This window comes from Streptacidiphilus sp. MAP12-16 (genome assembly GCF_041262165.1).
Lineage (GTDB): Bacteria > Actinomycetota > Actinomycetes > Streptomycetales > Streptomycetaceae > Streptacidiphilus.
Genome location: NZ_JBGCBY010000012.1, coordinates 38,180 through 55,137, shown reverse-complemented (window position 1 = coordinate 55,137; position 16,958 = coordinate 38,180). Strand labels below are relative to the sequence as shown.

At 71.0% G+C, this 16,958-nt stretch carries 15 protein-coding genes; 4 read left to right on the top strand and 11 right to left on the bottom strand.

Going from position 1 to position 16,958, the window contains the following annotated elements:
• Window positions 1-88 precede the first annotated feature (88 nt).
• The 6 genes from ABIA33_RS17800 to ABIA33_RS17775 all read right to left on the bottom strand — a co-directional run bounded on the left by ABIA33_RS17800 (window position 89) and on the right by ABIA33_RS17775 (window position 6,744).
• Window positions 89-1,567 carry a sensor histidine kinase gene (locus ABIA33_RS17800; protein WP_370082616.1) on the bottom strand — a complete coding sequence of 493 codons (1,479 nt, stop codon included), beginning with the start codon at window positions 1,565-1,567 and terminating at the stop codon, window positions 89-91.
• Window positions 1,542-2,273 (bottom strand): response regulator transcription factor, encoded by a 732-nt coding sequence (locus ABIA33_RS17795; protein WP_370082614.1) that lies wholly within the window; start codon window positions 2,271-2,273, stop codon window positions 1,542-1,544. The genes ABIA33_RS17800 and ABIA33_RS17795 overlap by 26 nt, the downstream gene beginning before the upstream one ends.
• Before the next feature lie 122 nt (window positions 2,274-2,395).
• Complete coding sequence (locus tag ABIA33_RS17790) at window positions 2,396-3,100, bottom strand: hypothetical protein (RefSeq protein WP_370082612.1); 705 nt, start codon at window positions 3,098-3,100, stop codon at window positions 2,396-2,398.
• Window positions 3,101-3,128: 28 nt separating this feature from the next.
• The gene (locus tag ABIA33_RS17785) at window positions 3,129-4,337 is read right to left on the bottom strand and encodes an ABC transporter permease (RefSeq protein WP_370082610.1); all 1,209 of its coding nucleotides are present in this window, start codon (window positions 4,335-4,337) and stop codon (window positions 3,129-3,131) included.
• Window positions 4,334-5,206, bottom strand: coding sequence for an ABC transporter ATP-binding protein (locus tag ABIA33_RS17780; RefSeq protein WP_370082608.1), 873 nt, complete (start codon window positions 5,204-5,206; stop codon window positions 4,334-4,336). The genes ABIA33_RS17785 and ABIA33_RS17780 overlap by 4 nt, the downstream gene beginning before the upstream one ends.
• Window positions 5,203-6,744, bottom strand: coding sequence for an efflux RND transporter periplasmic adaptor subunit (locus ABIA33_RS17775; RefSeq protein WP_370082606.1), 1,542 nt, complete (start codon window positions 6,742-6,744; stop codon window positions 5,203-5,205). The genes ABIA33_RS17780 and ABIA33_RS17775 overlap by 4 nt, the downstream gene beginning before the upstream one ends.
• 216 nt (window positions 6,745-6,960) lie before the next feature.
• Here ABIA33_RS17775 and ABIA33_RS17770 point away from each other — a divergent pair, with 216 nt between their 5' ends.
• Window positions 6,961-7,527 carry a hypothetical protein gene (locus ABIA33_RS17770; RefSeq protein WP_370082604.1) on the top strand — a complete coding sequence of 189 codons (567 nt, stop codon included), beginning with the start codon at window positions 6,961-6,963 and terminating at the stop codon, window positions 7,525-7,527.
• Window positions 7,528-7,588: 61 nt separating this feature from the next.
• On the opposite strand, the gene hisC is transcribed toward ABIA33_RS17770, so the two are convergent.
• A complete protein-coding gene (gene hisC, locus ABIA33_RS17765) occupies window positions 7,589-8,686 on the bottom strand; it encodes a histidinol-phosphate transaminase (RefSeq protein ID WP_370082602.1) in 1,098 nt (365 codons plus the stop codon).
• A gap of 278 nt (window positions 8,687-8,964) precedes the next feature.
• On the opposite strand from hisC, the gene ABIA33_RS17760 reads away from it, so the two are divergent.
• From ABIA33_RS17760 to ABIA33_RS17750, 3 genes are all read left to right on the top strand, one after another.
• The gene (locus tag ABIA33_RS17760; RefSeq protein ID WP_370082600.1) at window positions 8,965-10,083 is read left to right on the top strand and encodes a LacI family DNA-binding transcriptional regulator; all 1,119 of its coding nucleotides are present in this window, start codon (window positions 8,965-8,967) and stop codon (window positions 10,081-10,083) included.
• 210 nt (window positions 10,084-10,293) lie between these two features.
• Window positions 10,294-11,451, top strand: coding sequence for a metallophosphoesterase (locus ABIA33_RS17755; RefSeq protein ID WP_370082598.1), 1,158 nt, complete (start codon window positions 10,294-10,296; stop codon window positions 11,449-11,451).
• A gap of 273 nt (window positions 11,452-11,724) precedes the next feature.
• A complete protein-coding gene (locus ABIA33_RS17750) occupies window positions 11,725-12,915 on the top strand; it encodes a hypothetical protein (protein ID WP_370082596.1) in 1,191 nt (396 codons plus the stop codon).
• Window positions 12,916-12,950: 35 nt separating this feature from the next.
• Here the strand turns inward: ABIA33_RS17750 and ABIA33_RS17745 are convergent, their stop codons facing one another.
• From ABIA33_RS17745 to ABIA33_RS17730, 4 genes are all read right to left on the bottom strand, one after another.
• Window positions 12,951-13,991 carry an aspartate-semialdehyde dehydrogenase gene (locus ABIA33_RS17745; protein ID WP_370082594.1) on the bottom strand — a complete coding sequence of 347 codons (1,041 nt, stop codon included), beginning with the start codon at window positions 13,989-13,991 and terminating at the stop codon, window positions 12,951-12,953.
• A gap of 153 nt (window positions 13,992-14,144) precedes the next feature.
• Window positions 14,145-15,161, bottom strand: a complete 1,017-nt coding sequence (locus ABIA33_RS17740) for an HTTM domain-containing protein (protein WP_370082591.1) — start codon at window positions 15,159-15,161, stop codon at window positions 14,145-14,147.
• Window positions 15,162-15,264: 103 nt separating this feature from the next.
• Window positions 15,265-15,936 (bottom strand): DUF5819 family protein, encoded by a 672-nt coding sequence (locus ABIA33_RS17735; protein ID WP_370082589.1) that lies wholly within the window; start codon window positions 15,934-15,936, stop codon window positions 15,265-15,267.
• A gap of 361 nt (window positions 15,937-16,297) precedes the next feature.
• Complete coding sequence (locus ABIA33_RS17730; RefSeq protein ID WP_370082955.1) at window positions 16,298-16,429, bottom strand: hypothetical protein; 132 nt, start codon at window positions 16,427-16,429, stop codon at window positions 16,298-16,300.
• Window positions 16,430-16,958 lie beyond the last annotated feature (529 nt).

Genomic DNA, 16,958 nt, shown 5'->3' with positions numbered 1-16,958 from the left:
CCTTCAGGCTGAGCGCTCTTGTGAACGTGAACACATTCACAAAGTATTATCGCCCATAGGTAGGGACGATCTACACGGGGGGTACCCCTCAGTGCGCCGCGGGGATGCGGATGCGGAACACCGTACCCGCGCCGGGAGCGGTGAGCAGTTGGACCTCGCCGTGGTGAGCGGTCGTCAGGGCGGACACGATGGCGAGCCCGAGACCTGCTCCGCCGCCGTCCTGGCGGCTGCGGGAGGAGTCGACCCGGTAGAAGCGCTCGAAGACCCGGGCCGCCTGGTCCGGGGTCAGGCCGGGGCCGTGGTCGGCGACCTCGATCACGCCGTGGCCGTCCATGGTTCCGACGCCGATGCGGACCGGGCTGCCGGGCGGGGTGTGCTTCACCGCGTTGCCGACGAGGTTGGTCACCACCTGGCGCAGCCGCGCCTCGTCGCCGAGGACGAGCGCGGCGGCGGGGCCGCAGTCGCCGCCGGGGCCGGTCAACGCGACCGGGCGGGAGGGGTCCAGGGCGGTGGTGTCGTGCAGTGCGTCGGCGGCGAGGGTACGCAGGTCCATCGGGGCGAGTTCGAGCGGACGCTGCTCGTCGAGGCGTGCCAGCGTCAGCAGGTCCTCGACCAGGCCGCCCATCCGGATGGCCTCGCTCTCGATTCGGGCCATGGTGCGTTTGATGTCGGCGTCCTCGCTGAGCGCGCCCATCCGGTAGAGCTCGGCGAAGCCGCGGATGCCCGCGAGGGGAGTGCGCAGCTCGTGGCTGGCGTCCGCGACGAAGCGGCGCATCCGGTCCTCGGAGGCGGCGCGGGCGGCGAAGGCCGACTCGATCTGCTCCAGCATGGTGTTGAGGGAGCCGGCGAGGCGGCCGACCTCGGTGTGCTGGGCGCCCTCGGGCATCCGGTGCGAGAGGGGGTGGCCTGCGGCGATCTCGGTGGCGGTGGTTTCTATCCGTTCGAGTGGTCTGAGGCCGGCGCGCACGGCGAACCAGCCGGCCAGAGCGAGCAGCATGAGCACCGCGCCGCCGATGGCGAGGAAGCCGTCGCCGAGCTTGGCGAGGGTGGCGTTGGTGTCGTCCATCGAGGAGGCGACGACGAGGACGACGGAGCTGGTCGAGTCCATGTGCAGGTAGAGGACCCGCCAGGTGCCGCCGCCGTGGTCGCTGGGAACGGTGAAGGGCTTGTCCACGCGAGCGGCGGCCTCCGCGTCGGTGAGCGGCGGCAGGCTGGGCTGCGGGTCGCTCGCGGACACCGGCTGGCGTTGGAGCGGGGTGTAGGAGCCGTCGGACTGCCGGAACGCGACCACGAACTGGCTGGGCAGCGCGCCGCCGCGCGGCATCCCCATGTGCTCCGGCGCCTGTCCGACCACGAGGTGCCGCTGCATGGGCGCGGCCGCCCGCCTCAGCTGGTCGTCCACCCGCTTCACCATCTGCACCCGGACCGTGCCGAGGACCAGGGTGTCGCTGACCGCGAGGCCCAGAGCGAGCAGGGCGACGGCCAGAACCAGGAGTCGTCCGCGCAGGGAGAGGCCGCCGCGCAGCTCCCGGAGTAGGCGGCTACGCAGGCGGGCGACGAATGACATAGCCGATTCCGCGGACCGTGTGGATCAATTTGGCGCTGCCGTCGTTTCCCGAGTCGACCTTGCGGCGCAGGTAGGAGATATAGGACTCGACGATGCTGAGGTCCCCGCCGAAGTCGTAGGCCCAGACGTGGTCCAGGATCTGCATCTTGGACACGACCCGTCCGGTGTTGCTCATCAGGTACTCGAGCAGCTTGAACTCGGTGGGCGACAGAGCGACCGGCCGTCCGGCCCGGACGACCTGGTGGCCGACCGGGTCCAGCTCCAGGTCGGCGACGACCAGGCGGCCGGCGTCGGCCGGGCCGCCGGTGCGACGCAGGATCGCGCGGATGCGGGCGATCAGCTCTTCGAGGCTGAAAGGCTTGGTGACGTAGTCGTCACCTCCGGCGGTCAGGCCGCTGATCTTGTCGTCGACGCCGTCCTTGGCGGTGAGGAAGATCACCGGGATGCGGTCGCGTTCGCCCCCTCGTCCGGCCGGGCTGCCCGGCTCGTCGCGGAGCCGGCGGACGACCGCGAAGCCGTCCATGTCGGGCAGCATCACGTCGAGCAGCACCAGGTCGGGGCGGTGCTTGGCCACGGCGGCGACGGCCTCGGCGCCGGAGGCCGCGGAGGAGACCGTGAAGCCTGCGAAGCGCAGCGAGGCGGAGAGCAGCTCGCGGATGTTCGGCTCGTCGTCGACGACCAGCAGGCTGGCTTCGGTGCTGTCCATGTGCGGCCCCTGACGGGTGGGACGGTCGGTTGCTGTGCGTGCCGGGAGCGGTGACGCCCCCGGCACGCGGGTCTCGCCGGGCACCGTACGGTGCCTCTATGAGGGTCGGATGAACGCGCTGGTCAGCCGCCGTTCGCCGGCGCGCTGCCGGCGCCGAAGCCGCCACCGCCGAAGCCCCCGCCGCCGAGGCTGATGCCGCCCTCGGTGACCGTGGTCGCGGCGACGTCGCCGGAGGCGTTGGTGGTGCCCCGAACGGTCACCGTCTGCCCCGGCTGCAGGTCGCCGACCTTGCCGCTCTTGGCGATGCTGACCGTGGTGGAGCTGCCGGTGGTGACCTTGACGATGTTGCCCGAGGTGTCGGTCACGTAGACGGTGTTGCCGTCGACGAGCTTGACGGTACCGATGGTGGCGCCCGACCCGGTGCCGGTTCGGGCCCCGGTGCCGCCGCCGAGTCCGGCGCCGCCGCGGGTGAACCCGCCGGCACTCGTGCGCGCGGTCGCGGTGCTGCCGGACAGGTTGTTCTTCTCGACCATGGCTCCGCCGGCGAAGGCGGCCGCCGCGATCACCCCGCCGCAGAGCAGCAGGGTCAACCAGGGCAGCTTGCGGCGCGGCGGCGCGGCGAGTTCTGCGCCGATGTCACGCGCGTCCGGAGCCTCGGCGAGGATCTCCTCCGGGCTCGGGTCGCGGTCGTCCAGCAGGTCCAGCTCCCGTGTCGGCTCCTCGCGCAGGCCGGGGACGAACGAGTCGTCCGCCGTGACGAGATCGGCCTCGACGAGTTCAGCCTTGACGAGATCAGCCTTGACGAGATCACTGTGTGGTCCGGCCATGGGGGTTGTCCTCTCGGGATTCTGACGGTCACTCATGGCGCAGCGCCTCGATCGGGCGCAGGCTCGCCGCACGGCTGGCCGGATAGCTGCCGAAGAACAGTCCGATGGCGACGGCGATGCCGAACGCCCCGTACACCGAGGCCGGGATCACCACGGGTTTGATGCCGACGATGGTGAAGTGCGCCCCGATCAGCGCGGCGGCCACGCCGAGCCCGCCGCCGACCAGGGAGAGCAGGGTCGACTCGGCCAGGAACTGTCCCAGGATGACGCCCTTGGGCGCGCCGATGGCCTTGCGGATGCCGATCTCCCGGGTCCGTTCGGTGACGGTGACCAGCATGATGTTGGTGATCCCGATCCCGCCGACCAGCAGTGAGATGGCCGCGACCGCGCCCAGCAGCACGGTGAAGGTCTGCGTGGTGGAACTGCGGGTGGAGAGCAGCGAGGTCTGGCTGCTGATCCGGAAGTCCACGGCGGAGGCGCTGGTGATGCCGTGCTGTCCCATCAGGATCTGGGTGATCTCGCTCTGGGCGTTGGTGGTGGCGTCCGCCGAAGTGGCCTCGATCAGGATCTGGTTGAGCGAGCCGAAGCCGGTGAAGGCGTTCTGCACGGTCGGCAGCGGCGCGATGACCACGTCGTCCGGGTCCTGGAAACCGGTGCCGCCCTTGGTGGCGAGCTCGCCGACGACGGTGAACGGGGTTCCGCCGATGGTGATCACCTTGCCGATCGGGCTGTCCGTGCCGAACAGGTCGGTGGCGGTGGTGGATCCGATGACGGCGACCTTGCGGGAGTTGAGGACGTCGTCGTTGCTGAAGTAGTCGCCCTTGGTGACCTTGCTGTTGGACGCCTCGAAGTACGCCGGGTAGGTGCCGATCACCGAGCTGACGGTGTGCGAGGTGCCCTGGTAGAGCGCCGTCTGCGAGGTGGTGACCTCCGGGGCGATGCCCTTGATGTCCGGGGCCTGGGTGGTGTCGGCGAGCGCGCGGGCGTCGGCGACGGTGAGCGGCTTGGTGCTGGTCGCGGTGGAGGTGCTGGAGCCGGCCCCCGAGCTGACGGTGAGGGCGTTGGTGCCCAGCGCCTCGATCGAGTTCTTCACCGCCTGCGAGGAGCCGTTGCCGACCGCGAGCAGCAGGATCACCGCCGCGACACCGATCAGGATGCCCAGCATGGTGAGGCCGGAGCGCACCTTGTTGGCAGCGAGGCCGCCGAAGGCGAAGCGCAGCGTCTGGAACGGGTTCACCGCGAGCCTCCCGTCAGGACGTTCTGCTCGTTCTGGATATGCAGCGAGTGGACGGCGAAGTCCTCGGGGTCCAGCAGCGCGGGCGGAAGTCCTTCGAGCGGCGCCTGCCGGACGTCGGAGTGGACCCTGCCGTCGACGAGCCGCACCACGCGCTTGGCGTGGCGGGCCACCTCGTCCTCGTGGGTGATGACGACGATGGTGCGGCCCGCGGCGTTGAGCCGGTCCACGATGGCCAGGACGTCGTCGGTGCTGCGGCTGTCCAGGTTTCCGGTCGGCTCGTCCGCCAGCAGCATCGCCGGGGCGGTCACCAGCGCGCGGGCCACGGCCACGCGCTGCTGCTGGCCGCCGGACAGCTCCTGGGGACGGTGGTCGGCCCGGTCGGCGAGGCCGACCAGGGTCAGCGCCGCCATCGCGCGGCGGCGCCGCTCGGCCGACTTCACGCCCGCGTAGGCGAGCGGAAGCTCGACCTGAGCCACGGCGGTGGTGCGCGGAACCAGGTTGAAGGACTGGAAGATGAACCCGATCTTGCGGTTTCGCACCAGCGACAGCTGGTGCTCGTCCAGTCCCCCGACGTCGATCCCGTCGAGCAGGTAGCGCCCGGAGGTGGGCGCGTCCAGGCACCCGAGGATGTTCATCAGCGTCGACTTGCCGGAACCGGAACTCCCCATGATCGCGACGAAGTCGCCCTGGAAGATCGTCAGATCGATGCCCTGCTCGCGGCCCTGCGCGTCCAGCGGACCCGCGAGCGCGTGCACTGCGGCGTCTCCGTGGCCGTAGGTCTTGACCAGGCCGCGCACGGCCAGGATCGGGACCGGACCGCGCGGCTCGGGCGCAGGCGGATCCTGCGCTGCCTGTCTGCGGCGCCTCATCCGCGTCCACCTCCGCCGCTGGTGAGACCGGCTGCCGCGCCGCCGGTGCCGGTACGGGTGCGACCGCCGCCGCCACCGGGGAAGCCACCGCCAGGGAAGCCACCCGAGCCGCTGGTGGCGACCACCGTCAGCTGGACCTTCTGGCCCAGGGTCACCCCGCTGGTGATCTGCACGTCGGTGTCGCCCTGGACTCCCACAGTGACGCTCTGGCGCCGGGTGGAACCGTCCGACTGAACGATGATCACGGTGCTGTTGGCCCCGGTGCCGGTGATCGCCGCCGTCGGCACGAACAAGGCGTTGGACGCCTCACCCGTCACCACCTGCACGCTGGCGCTCAGCCCGGTGCGGAGGGTGGAGGTGTCGCTGGTGATGGACAGCAGCGCCGCGTACTGCACCGCGCTGCCCGAGGACCCGCTGCCGGAACTGCTGACCGGCAGCGAACTGATCGACAGCAGCTTGGCGTTGAGCACGGTGCTGCTCTGCGCGTTGAGCGTGACCGTGGCGGCCTGGCCGGCCTGCAGCTTCAGCGCGTCCGCCTCGGAGAAGTCCGCGGCGACCTCCATGCCCGTGGGGTTGGTGATCACGACGAAGCCGGTCGGGGTGGTCGAGGACGTCGTGGACGACGAGCTGCTGGCCCCGCTGCCCGAGCCACCGCTGCCCGAGCCACTGCTGCCCGTGCCGGAGACGGTCTGGCCGACCTTTCCGGCGACCGAGGCGACGGTGCCGCTGACCGGGGCCCTCAGCACGGTGCCCGTCACGGCGCGCTGCGCCGCGTCGACGGCGTTCTGGGCCGTGGTGACCTGCTGCTCGGCCGAGGCGAGCTGGGCCGGGTTCACGGTGGGGGTGGCGCCGGCGGTCGCCGCGGCCTGGACGTAGGCGGCGTCCTGGGCGCTGACCGTCGCCGTGGCGGCCTTGTGGGTCCGGGTGGAGCTTGGGCTCGGAGTGGGGGTGGCGGACGCCGTCGCGGTCGGCGTCGGCGTGGGCTTCGGGCTGGTGGAGGGAGTGCCACCGGTGCCCCCGCTCCGGCCGGTGCCACCGGTGCTGCCACCGGTGCTGCCGGCTGTGCTGCCACCCGTGCCGCTGCCGCCGGTGGAGCTCGTGGTGGTGCCGCCCCCGTTGCTGTTGCTACTGCTGCTGCCGGTCGAGCTCTGACCGCTCTCGACATTGGTCAGGTTGGCCTGCGCGGACGCCAGCGACGCATTCGCCGCGGTCAGCGTCTCGTTCGCCGTGGTCGGATCCACCTTGGCCAGGACCTGGCCCGCGGTCACCTTCTGACCTGCGGAGACGTCCACCTCGGTGAGCGTCCCACCGGTGGTGAAGCTGGCACCCGCGTCGGTCGGGGAGGTCAGCGCACCCGAGCCGGAGACCGTCGCCAGTACCGTTCCCTGCTGCACCGTCGCGGTCCGTGCGGAGCTCGGGGCCGCGCTACTGCTACTGCTGTTCACTGTCGCGTACGCGGCACCCGCGCCGGTGATCAGAACCAGGCCGAGTACGGAGTTCAACAGGACGGCCCTGCGCCGTCGTGGGAGCACCTTCATGGCGCACAGACTGGCCCGATCCCCCGGCCAACCTCTGGGAGAGATCTGGGAGTTCACCGAGCGCGGCAATCGGTTCCGGGCCCGTGAAACACGGACGAAAGCGGGCATAAGGTCCACTCGACTCCAGGTCCGACACCTCCGGCGATCGACAACTACCAGGAAGTTGCCAGCTTTCGCCCAGGCATCCTCCACCCCGGTGCGGTTCGGTCTAGCGTCATGACCGCCCTCCACCCTCGTGCCCTAGCCGCAGCCGGAGTCCTCAGCCTCGGCGCGCTGCTCCTGTCCGGCTGCTCCTCGGCGACTGCCAAGACGTCGGCGGCCCAACCCTCGTCCTCCTCCTCGGGCGGTGCGCAGTTCTCGGCGTACCGCCAGTGCCTCAGCCAGCACGGAGTCACTCTGCCCACCGGCAGGCCCAGCGGACGTCCGACGGACCGGCCCAGCGGCGGTGCGGGCGGCGGCGGTGGTTACGGTGGCGGCTTCGGCGGCTTCGGCGGCTTCGGCGGAGCCGGTGCCTCGGCCGACCCGGCCACGCAGGCCGCGATGAAGGCGTGCGCCTCGCTGCGTCCCAGCGGAGGCCGCGGCGGCGGCAACTTCAACAGCACCGCCCTCGCCGCCTTCACCAGCTGCATGAAGGACCACGGCGTGACGCTCCCCGCGAACGGCGGCCTGCGCGCCCTGAACACCGCGGACCCCAAGACCGCCGCCGCGTACACGATCTGCAAGGCGCTGCTCCCCACGCGCGGCACCCGCTCCCCCGGAGCCTCGGCCAGCCCGAGCGCCTGAGCGCACGAAAGCGGGTCGGCGCTACCGCCGACCCGCTTCCGTGCGGCTGTCCCCGCGCCGCTCAGACCTGCTTGCGGAACAGCTCCGCCGCCTGCAGGAACAGGTCGTTGGCCTGGGTCTCGCCGATGGTCACCCGGACGCCCTCGCCCGCGAAGGGCCGGACCACCACGCCCGCCGCCTCGCAGGCCGCGGCGAAGTCCATGGTCCGCTCGCCGAGCCGCAGCCAGACGAAGTTGGCCTGCGAGTCGGGCACCGTCCAGCCCTGTGCCGCCAGCGCACCGGCGACCCTGCCGCGCTCCTCGACCAGCCCGGCCACGCGCACCAGCAACTCGTCCTCCGCGCGCAGCGAGGCGACGGCCGCGTCCTGGGCGATCTGGCTGACGCCGAACGGCACCGCGGTCTGCCGCAGTGCGGCGGCCACCGGCTCGTGCGCGATCGCGAAGCCGACCCGCAGCCCGGCCAGGCCGTAGGCCTTGGAGAAGGTCCGCAGCACGCACACGTTCGGGCGGTCCCGGTAGAGCTCGATCCCGTCAGGCACGTCGGCGTCGCGCACGAACTCGCGGTAGGCCTCGTCCAGGACGATCAGGACGTCGCCGGGCACCGCGTCCAAGAAGCGTTCGAGCTCGGCCCGGCGGACGGCTGTCCCAGTGGGGTTGTTCGGGTTGCAGACGAAGATCAGCCGGGTGCGCTCGGTGACCGCCGCGAGCATGGCGTCCAGGTCGTGCACGTCGCCGTCGGTCAGCGGGACCCGGACCGAGGTCGCGCCGCTGATCTGGGTGATGATCGGGTACGCCTCGAACGAGCGCCACGCGTACACCACCTCGTCGCCGGGGCCGGCGGTGGCCTGGATCAGCGACTGGGCGACGCCGACCGAACCGGTGCCGGTGGCGATGTGGGCCTCGGGGACGCCGAAGTGCTCGGCGAGCTCCGCGATCAGCGCGCCGCAGCCCATGTCCGGGTAGCGGTTGAAGCTGTCGGCGGCGGTGACGGCGGCGTCGAGCACGCCGGGCAGCGGCGGATACGGGTTCTCGTTGGACGAGAGCTTGTACGCAGGCGCGCCGTCGGCGCCCTGCGCCGGCTTGCCGGGCTTGTACGCGGGGATGCCCCGGAGGGCTTCCCGCAGGCGGGGGCCCTGCTGCGGCAGTGGAGTCTCGCTCACCGTGGTCTTCCTTCGCGTTTCTTCGCCATGCACTCGGTCGAGATCACCATACGAGCCGATCGGCGATATCTCACCCGTGCGAGTGACATGTTCCACCCGCTTCCCAAGCACGCTTCTTCGGCGGCAGGAGCGGTGCGTGGACGAAACGCAGGCAATGCCAACCAAATGGTCATCGCAGTACGGGTAAAGAGCACAAATGCTCATGGAGAAACGTATCTGCGACGAACCCCCTCAGACCGTCTCCTACCGACACTGCTGAGCCCTACGATCGGTCGGACATGACAGCAGCAGCAGCCAACCAGAGCGGCCGGCGGTCCACCCACGCCCGGCGGATGGAGCGCGCCGGCATCAGGGACGTCGCCGCCGCCGCGGGAGTGTCCATCACCACGGTCTCGGACGCCCTCAACGGCAAGGGCAGACTCCCCGACGAGACCCGCAGCAAGGTCAGGGAGGTCGCCGAGCGACTCGGCTACCGCCCATCCGCCGCCGCGCGCACCCTACGCACCGGGCGCTCCGGCCTGATCGGCCTCACGGTCACCACCTACGGCCAGGAACCCTTCACCTTCACCGAGTTCGCCTACTTCGCCGAGATGGCCCGAGCCGCCACCTCCGCCGCGCTCACCCGCGGCTACGCCCTGGTAGTCCTGCCCGCCGCCTCCCGGCACGACGTCTGGGGCAACGTCGCCCTGGACGGCACTGTGGTGATCGACCCCGCCGACCATGACCCCATGGTCGCCGAGCTCTACCGGCAGGGCCTGCCGGTGGTCAGCGACGGCAAACCGGGCAACTGCCCGGTCACCGCCTGGGTGGACAACGACCACACCAGTGCCGTCCTGGAGATCCTGGAGCACCTCGCCGAGGCGGGGGCGCGCCGGATCGGCCTGCTCACCGGCACCAGCACCGACACCTATACCCGCCTCAGCACCGAGGCGTACCTCGGCTGGTGCCACCGCGTGGGCCAGCAACCCGTGTACGAGGCGTACCCGGCGCACGACCCGTGCGCCGGCGCCGTCGCCGCCGACCGACTGCTCGCCCGGCCCGACCGCCCCGACGCGGTCTACGGCTTGTTCGACCCCAACGGCACCGACCTGCTCGCCGCCGCGCGCCGCTACGGCCTTCGTGTCCCCGAGGACCTGCTGCTGGTCTGCTGCAGCGAGAGCGACGTCTACGCCACCACCGAGCCGCCCATCACCACCCTGTCCCTGAAGCCCCAGCGCATCGGCACTACCGTCGTCAACCTGCTCATCGACGCCATCGAGGGAGTCGGAGCCTTCACCGGTGCCGGCGACACCCCCGAGGGGCAACTGATGCCAACCGAGCTGATCGTCCGCCGCTCCTCGCAGCGGCGCCCTACCCGCACCACCGTCAGCGCTCCCCGCGTTCCCGGCGAGGACTGAGGGTCGGGGGGGAGACCGGGGTTCCGGGGGAGACTGGGTTCCGGGGGCGAACTGAGGGTCAGGGGAGGCCCCAGGAGCTCCGAGCTGTCCGCATACGACCATCGGAAACCATCCCAAACAGGCACCATCGGCGCATCGTCCCACCCGCCTCGTGGGATTGATCCGCCCCAGGTGCGTACGCCGCGAAGAGCAGCTTCCTATGATGGGCAAATGACATCGGTGGACCCCTACGCCCGGCCTGACCTGCCGGACCCAGGCCCCCGTACGCCTGCGCACCCCGACGGGGCGATCATGCAGGGCGACGGGTCCACGACGTACGACTTCTTCGCCCCGCCCCAACGCCCGCCCGCGCCCCCCTTCGCTCCTCCGCCCCTTGCGCCCCCTCCGCCCCAGGGCCCCGGCTACGCGGTCTCGGCCGCGCCGCACGACCCGCCGACCCTCGAACTCGGCGCCCCCCTGTCGGCCGTCGCCACGCACCACCCGCATCCGCTCGGCCACGCTCCGACGCTGGTCGAGGCCGTCCTGCCGGACGAGGACGAGGACGGCTTCCGCGACGGCCCGCTCTACGTCGTCGGCGACATCCACGGCTACCTGCAGGAACTGCTCGACGGACTGCACGGGGAGGGCCTCATCGACGCCGAGGGCCACTGGGCGGCGGGCCGCGCCCGGGTCTGGTTCCTCGGCGACTTCACCGACCGCGGTCCCGACGGCATCGGCGTGATCGACCTGGTGATGCAGCTCGCCGCCGAAGCCGCGGCCTCCGGTGGCTACTGCCGCGCGCTGATGGGCAACCACGAACTGCTGCTGCTCGGCGCGGACCGATACGGCGACGAGGCCGTCCAGTCCAGCGCGGGTACCGCATCCTTCCTCGCCGCCTGGCGGCTCAACGGCGGCCAGCCCAGCGACATGGACCGGCTGGAGGACCACCACGTCGCCTGGCTCTCCCGGCTCCCCGCCATGGCGGTCGAGGACGACCACCTGCTGGTCCACTCCGACACCACCGCCTACCTGGAGTTCGGCGACTCGGTGGACGCCGTCAACGACGCCATCCACGACGTGCTGCAGCGCGGTGACGGCGACGAGTGGTGGGACTGCTTCCGGCGGATGACCAAGCGCTTCGCCTTCCGGGGCGACGACGGCCCACGCGCCGCCCACGAACTCCTGGACGCCTTCGGCGGCCACCGCATCGTCCACGGCCACAGCCCCATCCCCTACCTGCTCGGCGACACCTCCGCCGAGGACGGCCGCCCTGCCCACCGCGTCACCGGTCCGCACGTGTACGCGGACGAGCTCGCCGTCGCCATGGACGGCGGCGTCACCATGGAGGGTGAGGGCCGGCTGCTGATCGCCCGGCTGCCGCTCGCCTGACGGAGCATCGGCTGCTGCTCGGCTGACGGGGCATCGGCTGAACGGACGTCACCTTCCGTGCCCGGAGCGGGCCAGTGGCATGTGCCAGAGGCAACATGTGCCCCACCTGTCCCTGAAATTCCGGAAACAGACTGTCACCCTGTCGGAGCTGCCCCTTACCATCGTAGGTATCCGCCCAGGGCCCGCGACCCGAACCGCTCAACGGGCCGCACCGGATGATGCGCTGCGTCACCCGGCAGCTGACGGGGCGTTCGGGGGATGAGAGTGGAAACGATGGACAGTGCTCCGTACCTGCAGGCCGAGGACAAACTCGACTACGAACGGATCCTGGAGGAACTACTCCACAACGACCAGGTCCGCTCGGCCCTGCGCCGCGCACCCACCGGCCCCAACGCCGAACAGCTGCACACCCGCGCCATGCGCGACTTCAACACCGTCTCCGCCGAGGCGGCGGAGGAGTACACGTACTTCGTCGAGTTGCGCGAGCAGGCCCGCCGCACCACCCCGGTCCCCGACTGGGAGCGCCTCGGCGGTGACGACCCCGCGCAGTGGCAGGAGCCGGAGAGCCCCCTGGTCGCCGCCGAGCGCGCCGGCTGGATGGCCCTGATCGCCGTACTGCTGCCGATCCTGTCCGGGCTCAGCGCCCTGGTGCTGCTGCTGCTCGGCTACGGCCTGCGCGCGGAATCCGTCGCTCTCGGGCAGCCGCTGGTGACCGCCGGGCTGGTCGCCGCCGTGGTCTGCGCGGCGTCGATCGCCGTCGACATCATCGGCCTGCTGCTCACCGCCGCCCGCGACGCGGCGGCGCCACCGGAAGGGCGCAACCCCGAGCTGTACGCGGAACTGGCCAAGGCCAGAGACACCTGGCACAGCGCACTGCGGGACCGGGGTCTGCTGCCGTACCTGCTCGCCCAGCTGGGCACCGTCCCCCGGCCTCCGGGGCCGCGCCCGAGCGGGGTGAGCCTGGTCCGCACCCGCCCCCGGCTGGGTTTCACCAGCCCCGGCTTCACCAGCCCCGGTCCGGAGCGGCTCACCAACGAGCGCGGCGAGGAGATGGCGGAGGGGGAGCGGGCGGCGTTCCACACCAGCGAACCCGGTTACCCCGACCTGGGGCCCGAGCGCCTCACCAACGGGCTCGGCGAAGACGAGGGGCCCTCCGCCGGCGGCGAGCCGCACTTCACCAGCCCCGGCTACTCCCACCTCGGACCCGAGCGCCTCACCAACGAACGAGGCGAGGACGTGGAACCCTCCGAGGAAACCGAGCCGCACTTCAGTAGTCCTGGCTACTCCAGCCCCGAGTTCGCCAGTCCCGCCTTCGGCGGCCCCAGGCAGGCTCCCGACGCTCCGGCGGCGCCGAAGCCTCCGCGCGCGCCGGTGCCCCCGCCGCGCAACCACTCCCGCTTCCTCCCCAACGCCGACGAGGCGGACGGCTCGGCCCGTCCGGACGTCGAGGAGGAGCAGCGGTAGCTGCGAGTGTTCGGGGGGCGGCTGGTCGGGTGCGGTCAGCCCGTCGCCGTGGCGCTCAGCTCGGCGGCGACCAACTCGGCGATCTGCACGGCGTTCAGGGCGGCGCCCTTGCGCAGGTTGTCGCTGGACACGAACAGCGAGATCCCGTGCTCCACGGTCTCGTCCGCGCGGATACGTCCCACGTAGGAGGGATCCCGGCCGGCCGCCTGGAGCGGTGTCGGGATCTCGGACAGCTCGACGCCGGGGGCGTCCGCGAGCAGCTCGCGGGCCCGCTCGGGGCTGATCGGCCGCGCGAAGCGGGCGTTGATCTGCAGCGAGTGGCCGCTGAACACGGGAACCCGGACGCAGGTCCCGGACACCTTGAGCTCCGGGATCTCGAGGATCTTCCGGCTCTCGTTGCGGAGCTTCTGCTCCTCGTCGGTCTCGTTCAGGCCGTCGTCCACGATCGACCCGGCGAGCGGCAGCACGTTGAACGCGATCGGACGCAGGTACTGCTTGGGCTCGGGGAACTCCACCGCCGCACCATCGTGGGTGAGCTCGCTGGCCTTCGGCCCGACCGCGTCGATCTGGCCCTGCAGCTCGGCGACGCCACTGAGCCCGCTGCCGGACACCGCCTGGTACGTGGCGACGACCAACGCGGTGAGCTCCGCCTCGTCGTGAAGCGGACGCAGCACCGGCATGGCCGCCATGGTGGTGCAGTTGGGGTTGGCGATGATGCCGAGCGGGCGGTCCGCGATCGCGTGCGGGTTGACCTCGGACACCACGAGCGGGACCTGCGGGTTCGAGCGCCACCCGGAGGAGTTGTCGATCACCACGGCGCCGGCGGCGGCGACCTTGGGCGCGAGCGCGAGCGCGGCCGTCTTCCCGGCGGAGAAGATGACGATCTCCAGGCCGTTGTAGTCGGCGGTGTCCGCGTCCTCCACCGTCACCGTCCCGTCCTTCCACGGCAGCTGCTTCCCCGCCGACCGCGCCGAGGCGAACAGCCGCAGCTCCGTCACCGGGAAGTCCCGCTCCTCGAGGATCCGTCGCAGAACCCCGCCGACCTGGCCCGTGGCACCCACAATTCCAATCTTCATGCCCCCAGGGTAGGCGGCCCCGGACCGTGCCCCGCCCGAATATCCACCGTCCGGACTCCCGCGCTCCGCTCCCGCCGACAAGACCTGCGCCCACCGCCCGGACTCCCCGGAAATCCTCCGGGCCACAGAGTCGGGCGGCTGAGGGACAGCGGTCTACATCGGGCTTCGGTGGGTCATCTCCTCTGGAAGCCCTGGCCGAGGAATCGAGGTCGAACGGGAGGGTTCCTCACGTGTCGGCATGATGCCGCGCAAGATCCTTCCGCCGAATTTCCACCCGCCCCGTTCGAGGGACAGGAGGACACGGTCCGGCAGGAACACGGCGTCAGCAATGATCATCGCGCCGGAGAACACCGGAAGCCCCAGGAAGACGGCGATCCCGAGGTGCATGCCGATCAGCAGGCCCAGGACCACGTACTTGAGCCTGCTGAAGAGGACGAACGGAAAGGCCACCTGGACCAGCACCGTCATGTACCCGACGATCGCAACGAGGATCGGATGCTGGTCGGCCAGGTGGGAGAGCTCGGGCCAGGGCCGAAACAGGTCGAGCCCGAGGACGTAGTGCAGCGCTGTGCCGTTGCGCCACAGGTATCCCTGCACCTTGTACAGGCCGGCGGATCCGTAGAGGAAACAGACCTCGGCCGCAATGACGAACATGCCGCAGTTGTGCACCAGCGCGCTCAGTCGCTGCCGGACCAGGACAGCCTGCTGCCCTGCGGACGGTGGCACTCGGCGGTTCGGTGACCCGACCGCGCGGCGGGAGTCCCGGCGGGCGTCCAAGGACCAACGCCGACCGCAGGCCGTGAACATGAGGTACTCGGCCATCAGGACGATGAGGTTGTCCCCTCCGTCCGTCATGAAGATGTCCCGGCCGTGAAAGGACGTCACCACGAGCGCGAACAGAACGGATACCGCCCGTGTGCGCCAGCCCAGCATGAACAAGGCGGAGGTGACCAGTGCCAGTGCGTAGCAGGCCTCGAAATAGGCGGGCCGGTCGGACAAGGTGAGGATGCTGAACCAGCCGGTGCTGCCGAACAGTTCGCGCGCGAGGTCCGGGGTCCAGGGCGACCCGGGCCCCCAGATCTCGTCTCGGTGCGGGAACTCACGTAGCAGGAACGCCAGGTACAGCATCCCGTAGCCGATCCGCAGCACGGCAGCCGCGTGGAGCGACATCGCTCGTTCGGTCAGGAAAGTGATCACCCGAGAGACAGGGGCCGGAAACGGAGGCACCGCGCTGGGCACCGTTCCTCGGGGGGAACGCACGTCGAGTTCCTGGTCAGTCATCAAGAGACGTCACCTGCCACCACGGGAGATACCTGATATTGGAGGCCGCGACGGGAGGAGCCCCTCCAGCGGCACGCGCCTCGGGCGCGATCGGATTGACCACGACGCGCAACTGAACGGCGTCGAAAGCACGGTTGCTCTGATCGGCCACGCGCTCGGTGGCGATGTTGAGGAGGTATGCCTGAAGCATGCGGGCGCGCTCCGAGTCGGACGAGCCGCCAGTGCCGTGGGCGTCGGCATAGGCGGCCCATGCCCGTCGCAACATGTTCTGGGCTGTGTGGCTGGGGAAGGGGTTGTCCCTCACTTCGGCGACGTCAACGGCAGTCAGGTCGACCCAATCTCCGACCTTCCGGGCACCGTTGGGAGACGTTGTGGCCACCCGCGCCGAGATCTGCGGCTGGGCGTACTGCGGGTCCGGGGCGAACAACTGCCAGTTCTGCTCGAAATAGGGATAGATCCACGCGTTGATCTGCTGCGCGTATCGCTGGGACACAGTGTTGGAGGGCGCGACGTACAGAAACACCAGACACACGTGCACGATGGCTGTCGTGACACACGCAGCGACCGCGAGGGCGACCACCAGCCTCGCCGGTCGGGACAGCGGCGGAGGCGAGCCCGTGTCCTCGCCGTCGGCTGCTTCCTTCACCTCCGAGGGCTGGGACATGGGTCCAGGCGAGGGCAGGCCTGGTACTGGCCCTCCATCCCCTTCCGCCGAAAATCCCTTCCTCGCGCGGTCGTGGTCGGTGTCGCTCCTGCTCATCTCGTCCTCTTTGTGGGTCTGCCGGCGCGCCGCTCCGACCCGCTGAGCGTCGCTTGCGAGATGTGCGGGGGCGTCAGCAGCACGCTCCCGCGTTCAACCTGCGGCCGCCCCTTGGGACAACGCTCCGTCCCAAGGGGCGGCCGGCCACAGGCTTGTCAGATCGGACGTCAGGAGCGGGAGTCACCCGCGCCACGTCGGCGGGCGAAGAGGACACCCGCGCCGAGGGTCGCCAGGCCCAACAGAGACGCACCGACGGTGATATCGGTCACGTCCGGTCCGGAGATGCTGCCACCGAGTCCAGCTCCCACCGGGCCAACGGGAGGCCGACCTCCACCGTGATGGTGGTGATGACCACCGTGGTGGTGGTGATGGTGGCCTCCTCCAACTGACGGACCACCGGTCGTCCCGGCCGTCGTTCCAGCGGTCGTGCCCGCGGTCGTCCCACCCGTCGTGCCTGCGGTCGTGCCTGCGGTCGTGCCAGCGGTCGTGCCTGCGGTCGTCCCGCCCGTCGTTCCGGCCGTCGTGCCAGCGGTCGTGCCTGCGGTCGTCCCGCCCGTCGTCCCGCCCGTCGTTCCGGCCGTCGTGCCAGCGGTCGTGCCCGCGGTCGTCCCACCCGTCGTGCCCGCCGTCGTGCCCGCCGTCGTCCCACCTGTCGTGCCCGCCGTCGTTCCAGCGGTCGTGCCCGCCGTCGTCCCACCCGTCGTGCCCGCCGTCGTTCCAGCGGTCGTGCCCGCCGTCGTCCCACCCGTCGTACCCGCCGTCGTTCCAGCGGTCGTGCCCGCCGTCGTCCCACCCGTCGTACCCGCCGTCGTTCCAGCAGTCGTGCCCGCCGTCGTCCCACCCGTCGTGCCCGCCGTCGTGCCACCGCTGGTGCTGCCGGTCGCACAGGTCTCGCGGGTGATGGTGTTGGTGTCCAGCGTGACCGA

Excerpts from the sequence above, each read along its gene's own strand:
- ABIA33_RS17800 (WP_370082616.1), bottom strand. The coding sequence starts at position 1,567 with ATGTCATTCGTCGCCCGCCTGCGTAGCCGCCTACTCCGGGAGCTGCGC.
- ABIA33_RS17795 (WP_370082614.1), bottom strand. The coding sequence starts at position 2,273 with ATGGACAGCACCGAAGCCAGCCTGCTGGTCGTCGACGACGAGCCGAAC.
- ABIA33_RS17790 (WP_370082612.1), bottom strand. The coding sequence starts at position 3,100 with ATGGCCGGACCACACAGTGATCTCGTCAAGGCTGATCTCGTCAAGGCT.
- ABIA33_RS17780 (WP_370082608.1), bottom strand. The coding sequence starts at position 5,206 with ATGAGGCGCCGCAGACAGGCAGCGCAGGATCCGCCTGCGCCCGAGCCG.
- ABIA33_RS17775 (WP_370082606.1), bottom strand. The coding sequence starts at position 6,744 with ATGAAGGTGCTCCCACGACGGCGCAGGGCCGTCCTGTTGAACTCCGTA.
- ABIA33_RS17770 (WP_370082604.1), top strand. The coding sequence starts at position 6,961 with ATGACCGCCCTCCACCCTCGTGCCCTAGCCGCAGCCGGAGTCCTCAGC.
- ABIA33_RS17760 (WP_370082600.1), top strand. The coding sequence starts at position 8,965 with ATGACAGCAGCAGCAGCCAACCAGAGCGGCCGGCGGTCCACCCACGCC.
- ABIA33_RS17755 (WP_370082598.1), top strand. The coding sequence starts at position 10,294 with ATGACATCGGTGGACCCCTACGCCCGGCCTGACCTGCCGGACCCAGGC.
- ABIA33_RS17750 (WP_370082596.1), top strand. The coding sequence starts at position 11,725 with ATGGACAGTGCTCCGTACCTGCAGGCCGAGGACAAACTCGACTACGAA.
- ABIA33_RS17745 (WP_370082594.1), bottom strand. The coding sequence starts at position 13,991 with ATGAAGATTGGAATTGTGGGTGCCACGGGCCAGGTCGGCGGGGTTCTG.
- ABIA33_RS17740 (WP_370082591.1), bottom strand. The coding sequence starts at position 15,161 with ATGTCGCTCCACGCGGCTGCCGTGCTGCGGATCGGCTACGGGATGCTG.
- ABIA33_RS17735 (WP_370082589.1), bottom strand. The coding sequence starts at position 15,936 with ATGTCCCAGCCCTCGGAGGTGAAGGAAGCAGCCGACGGCGAGGACACG.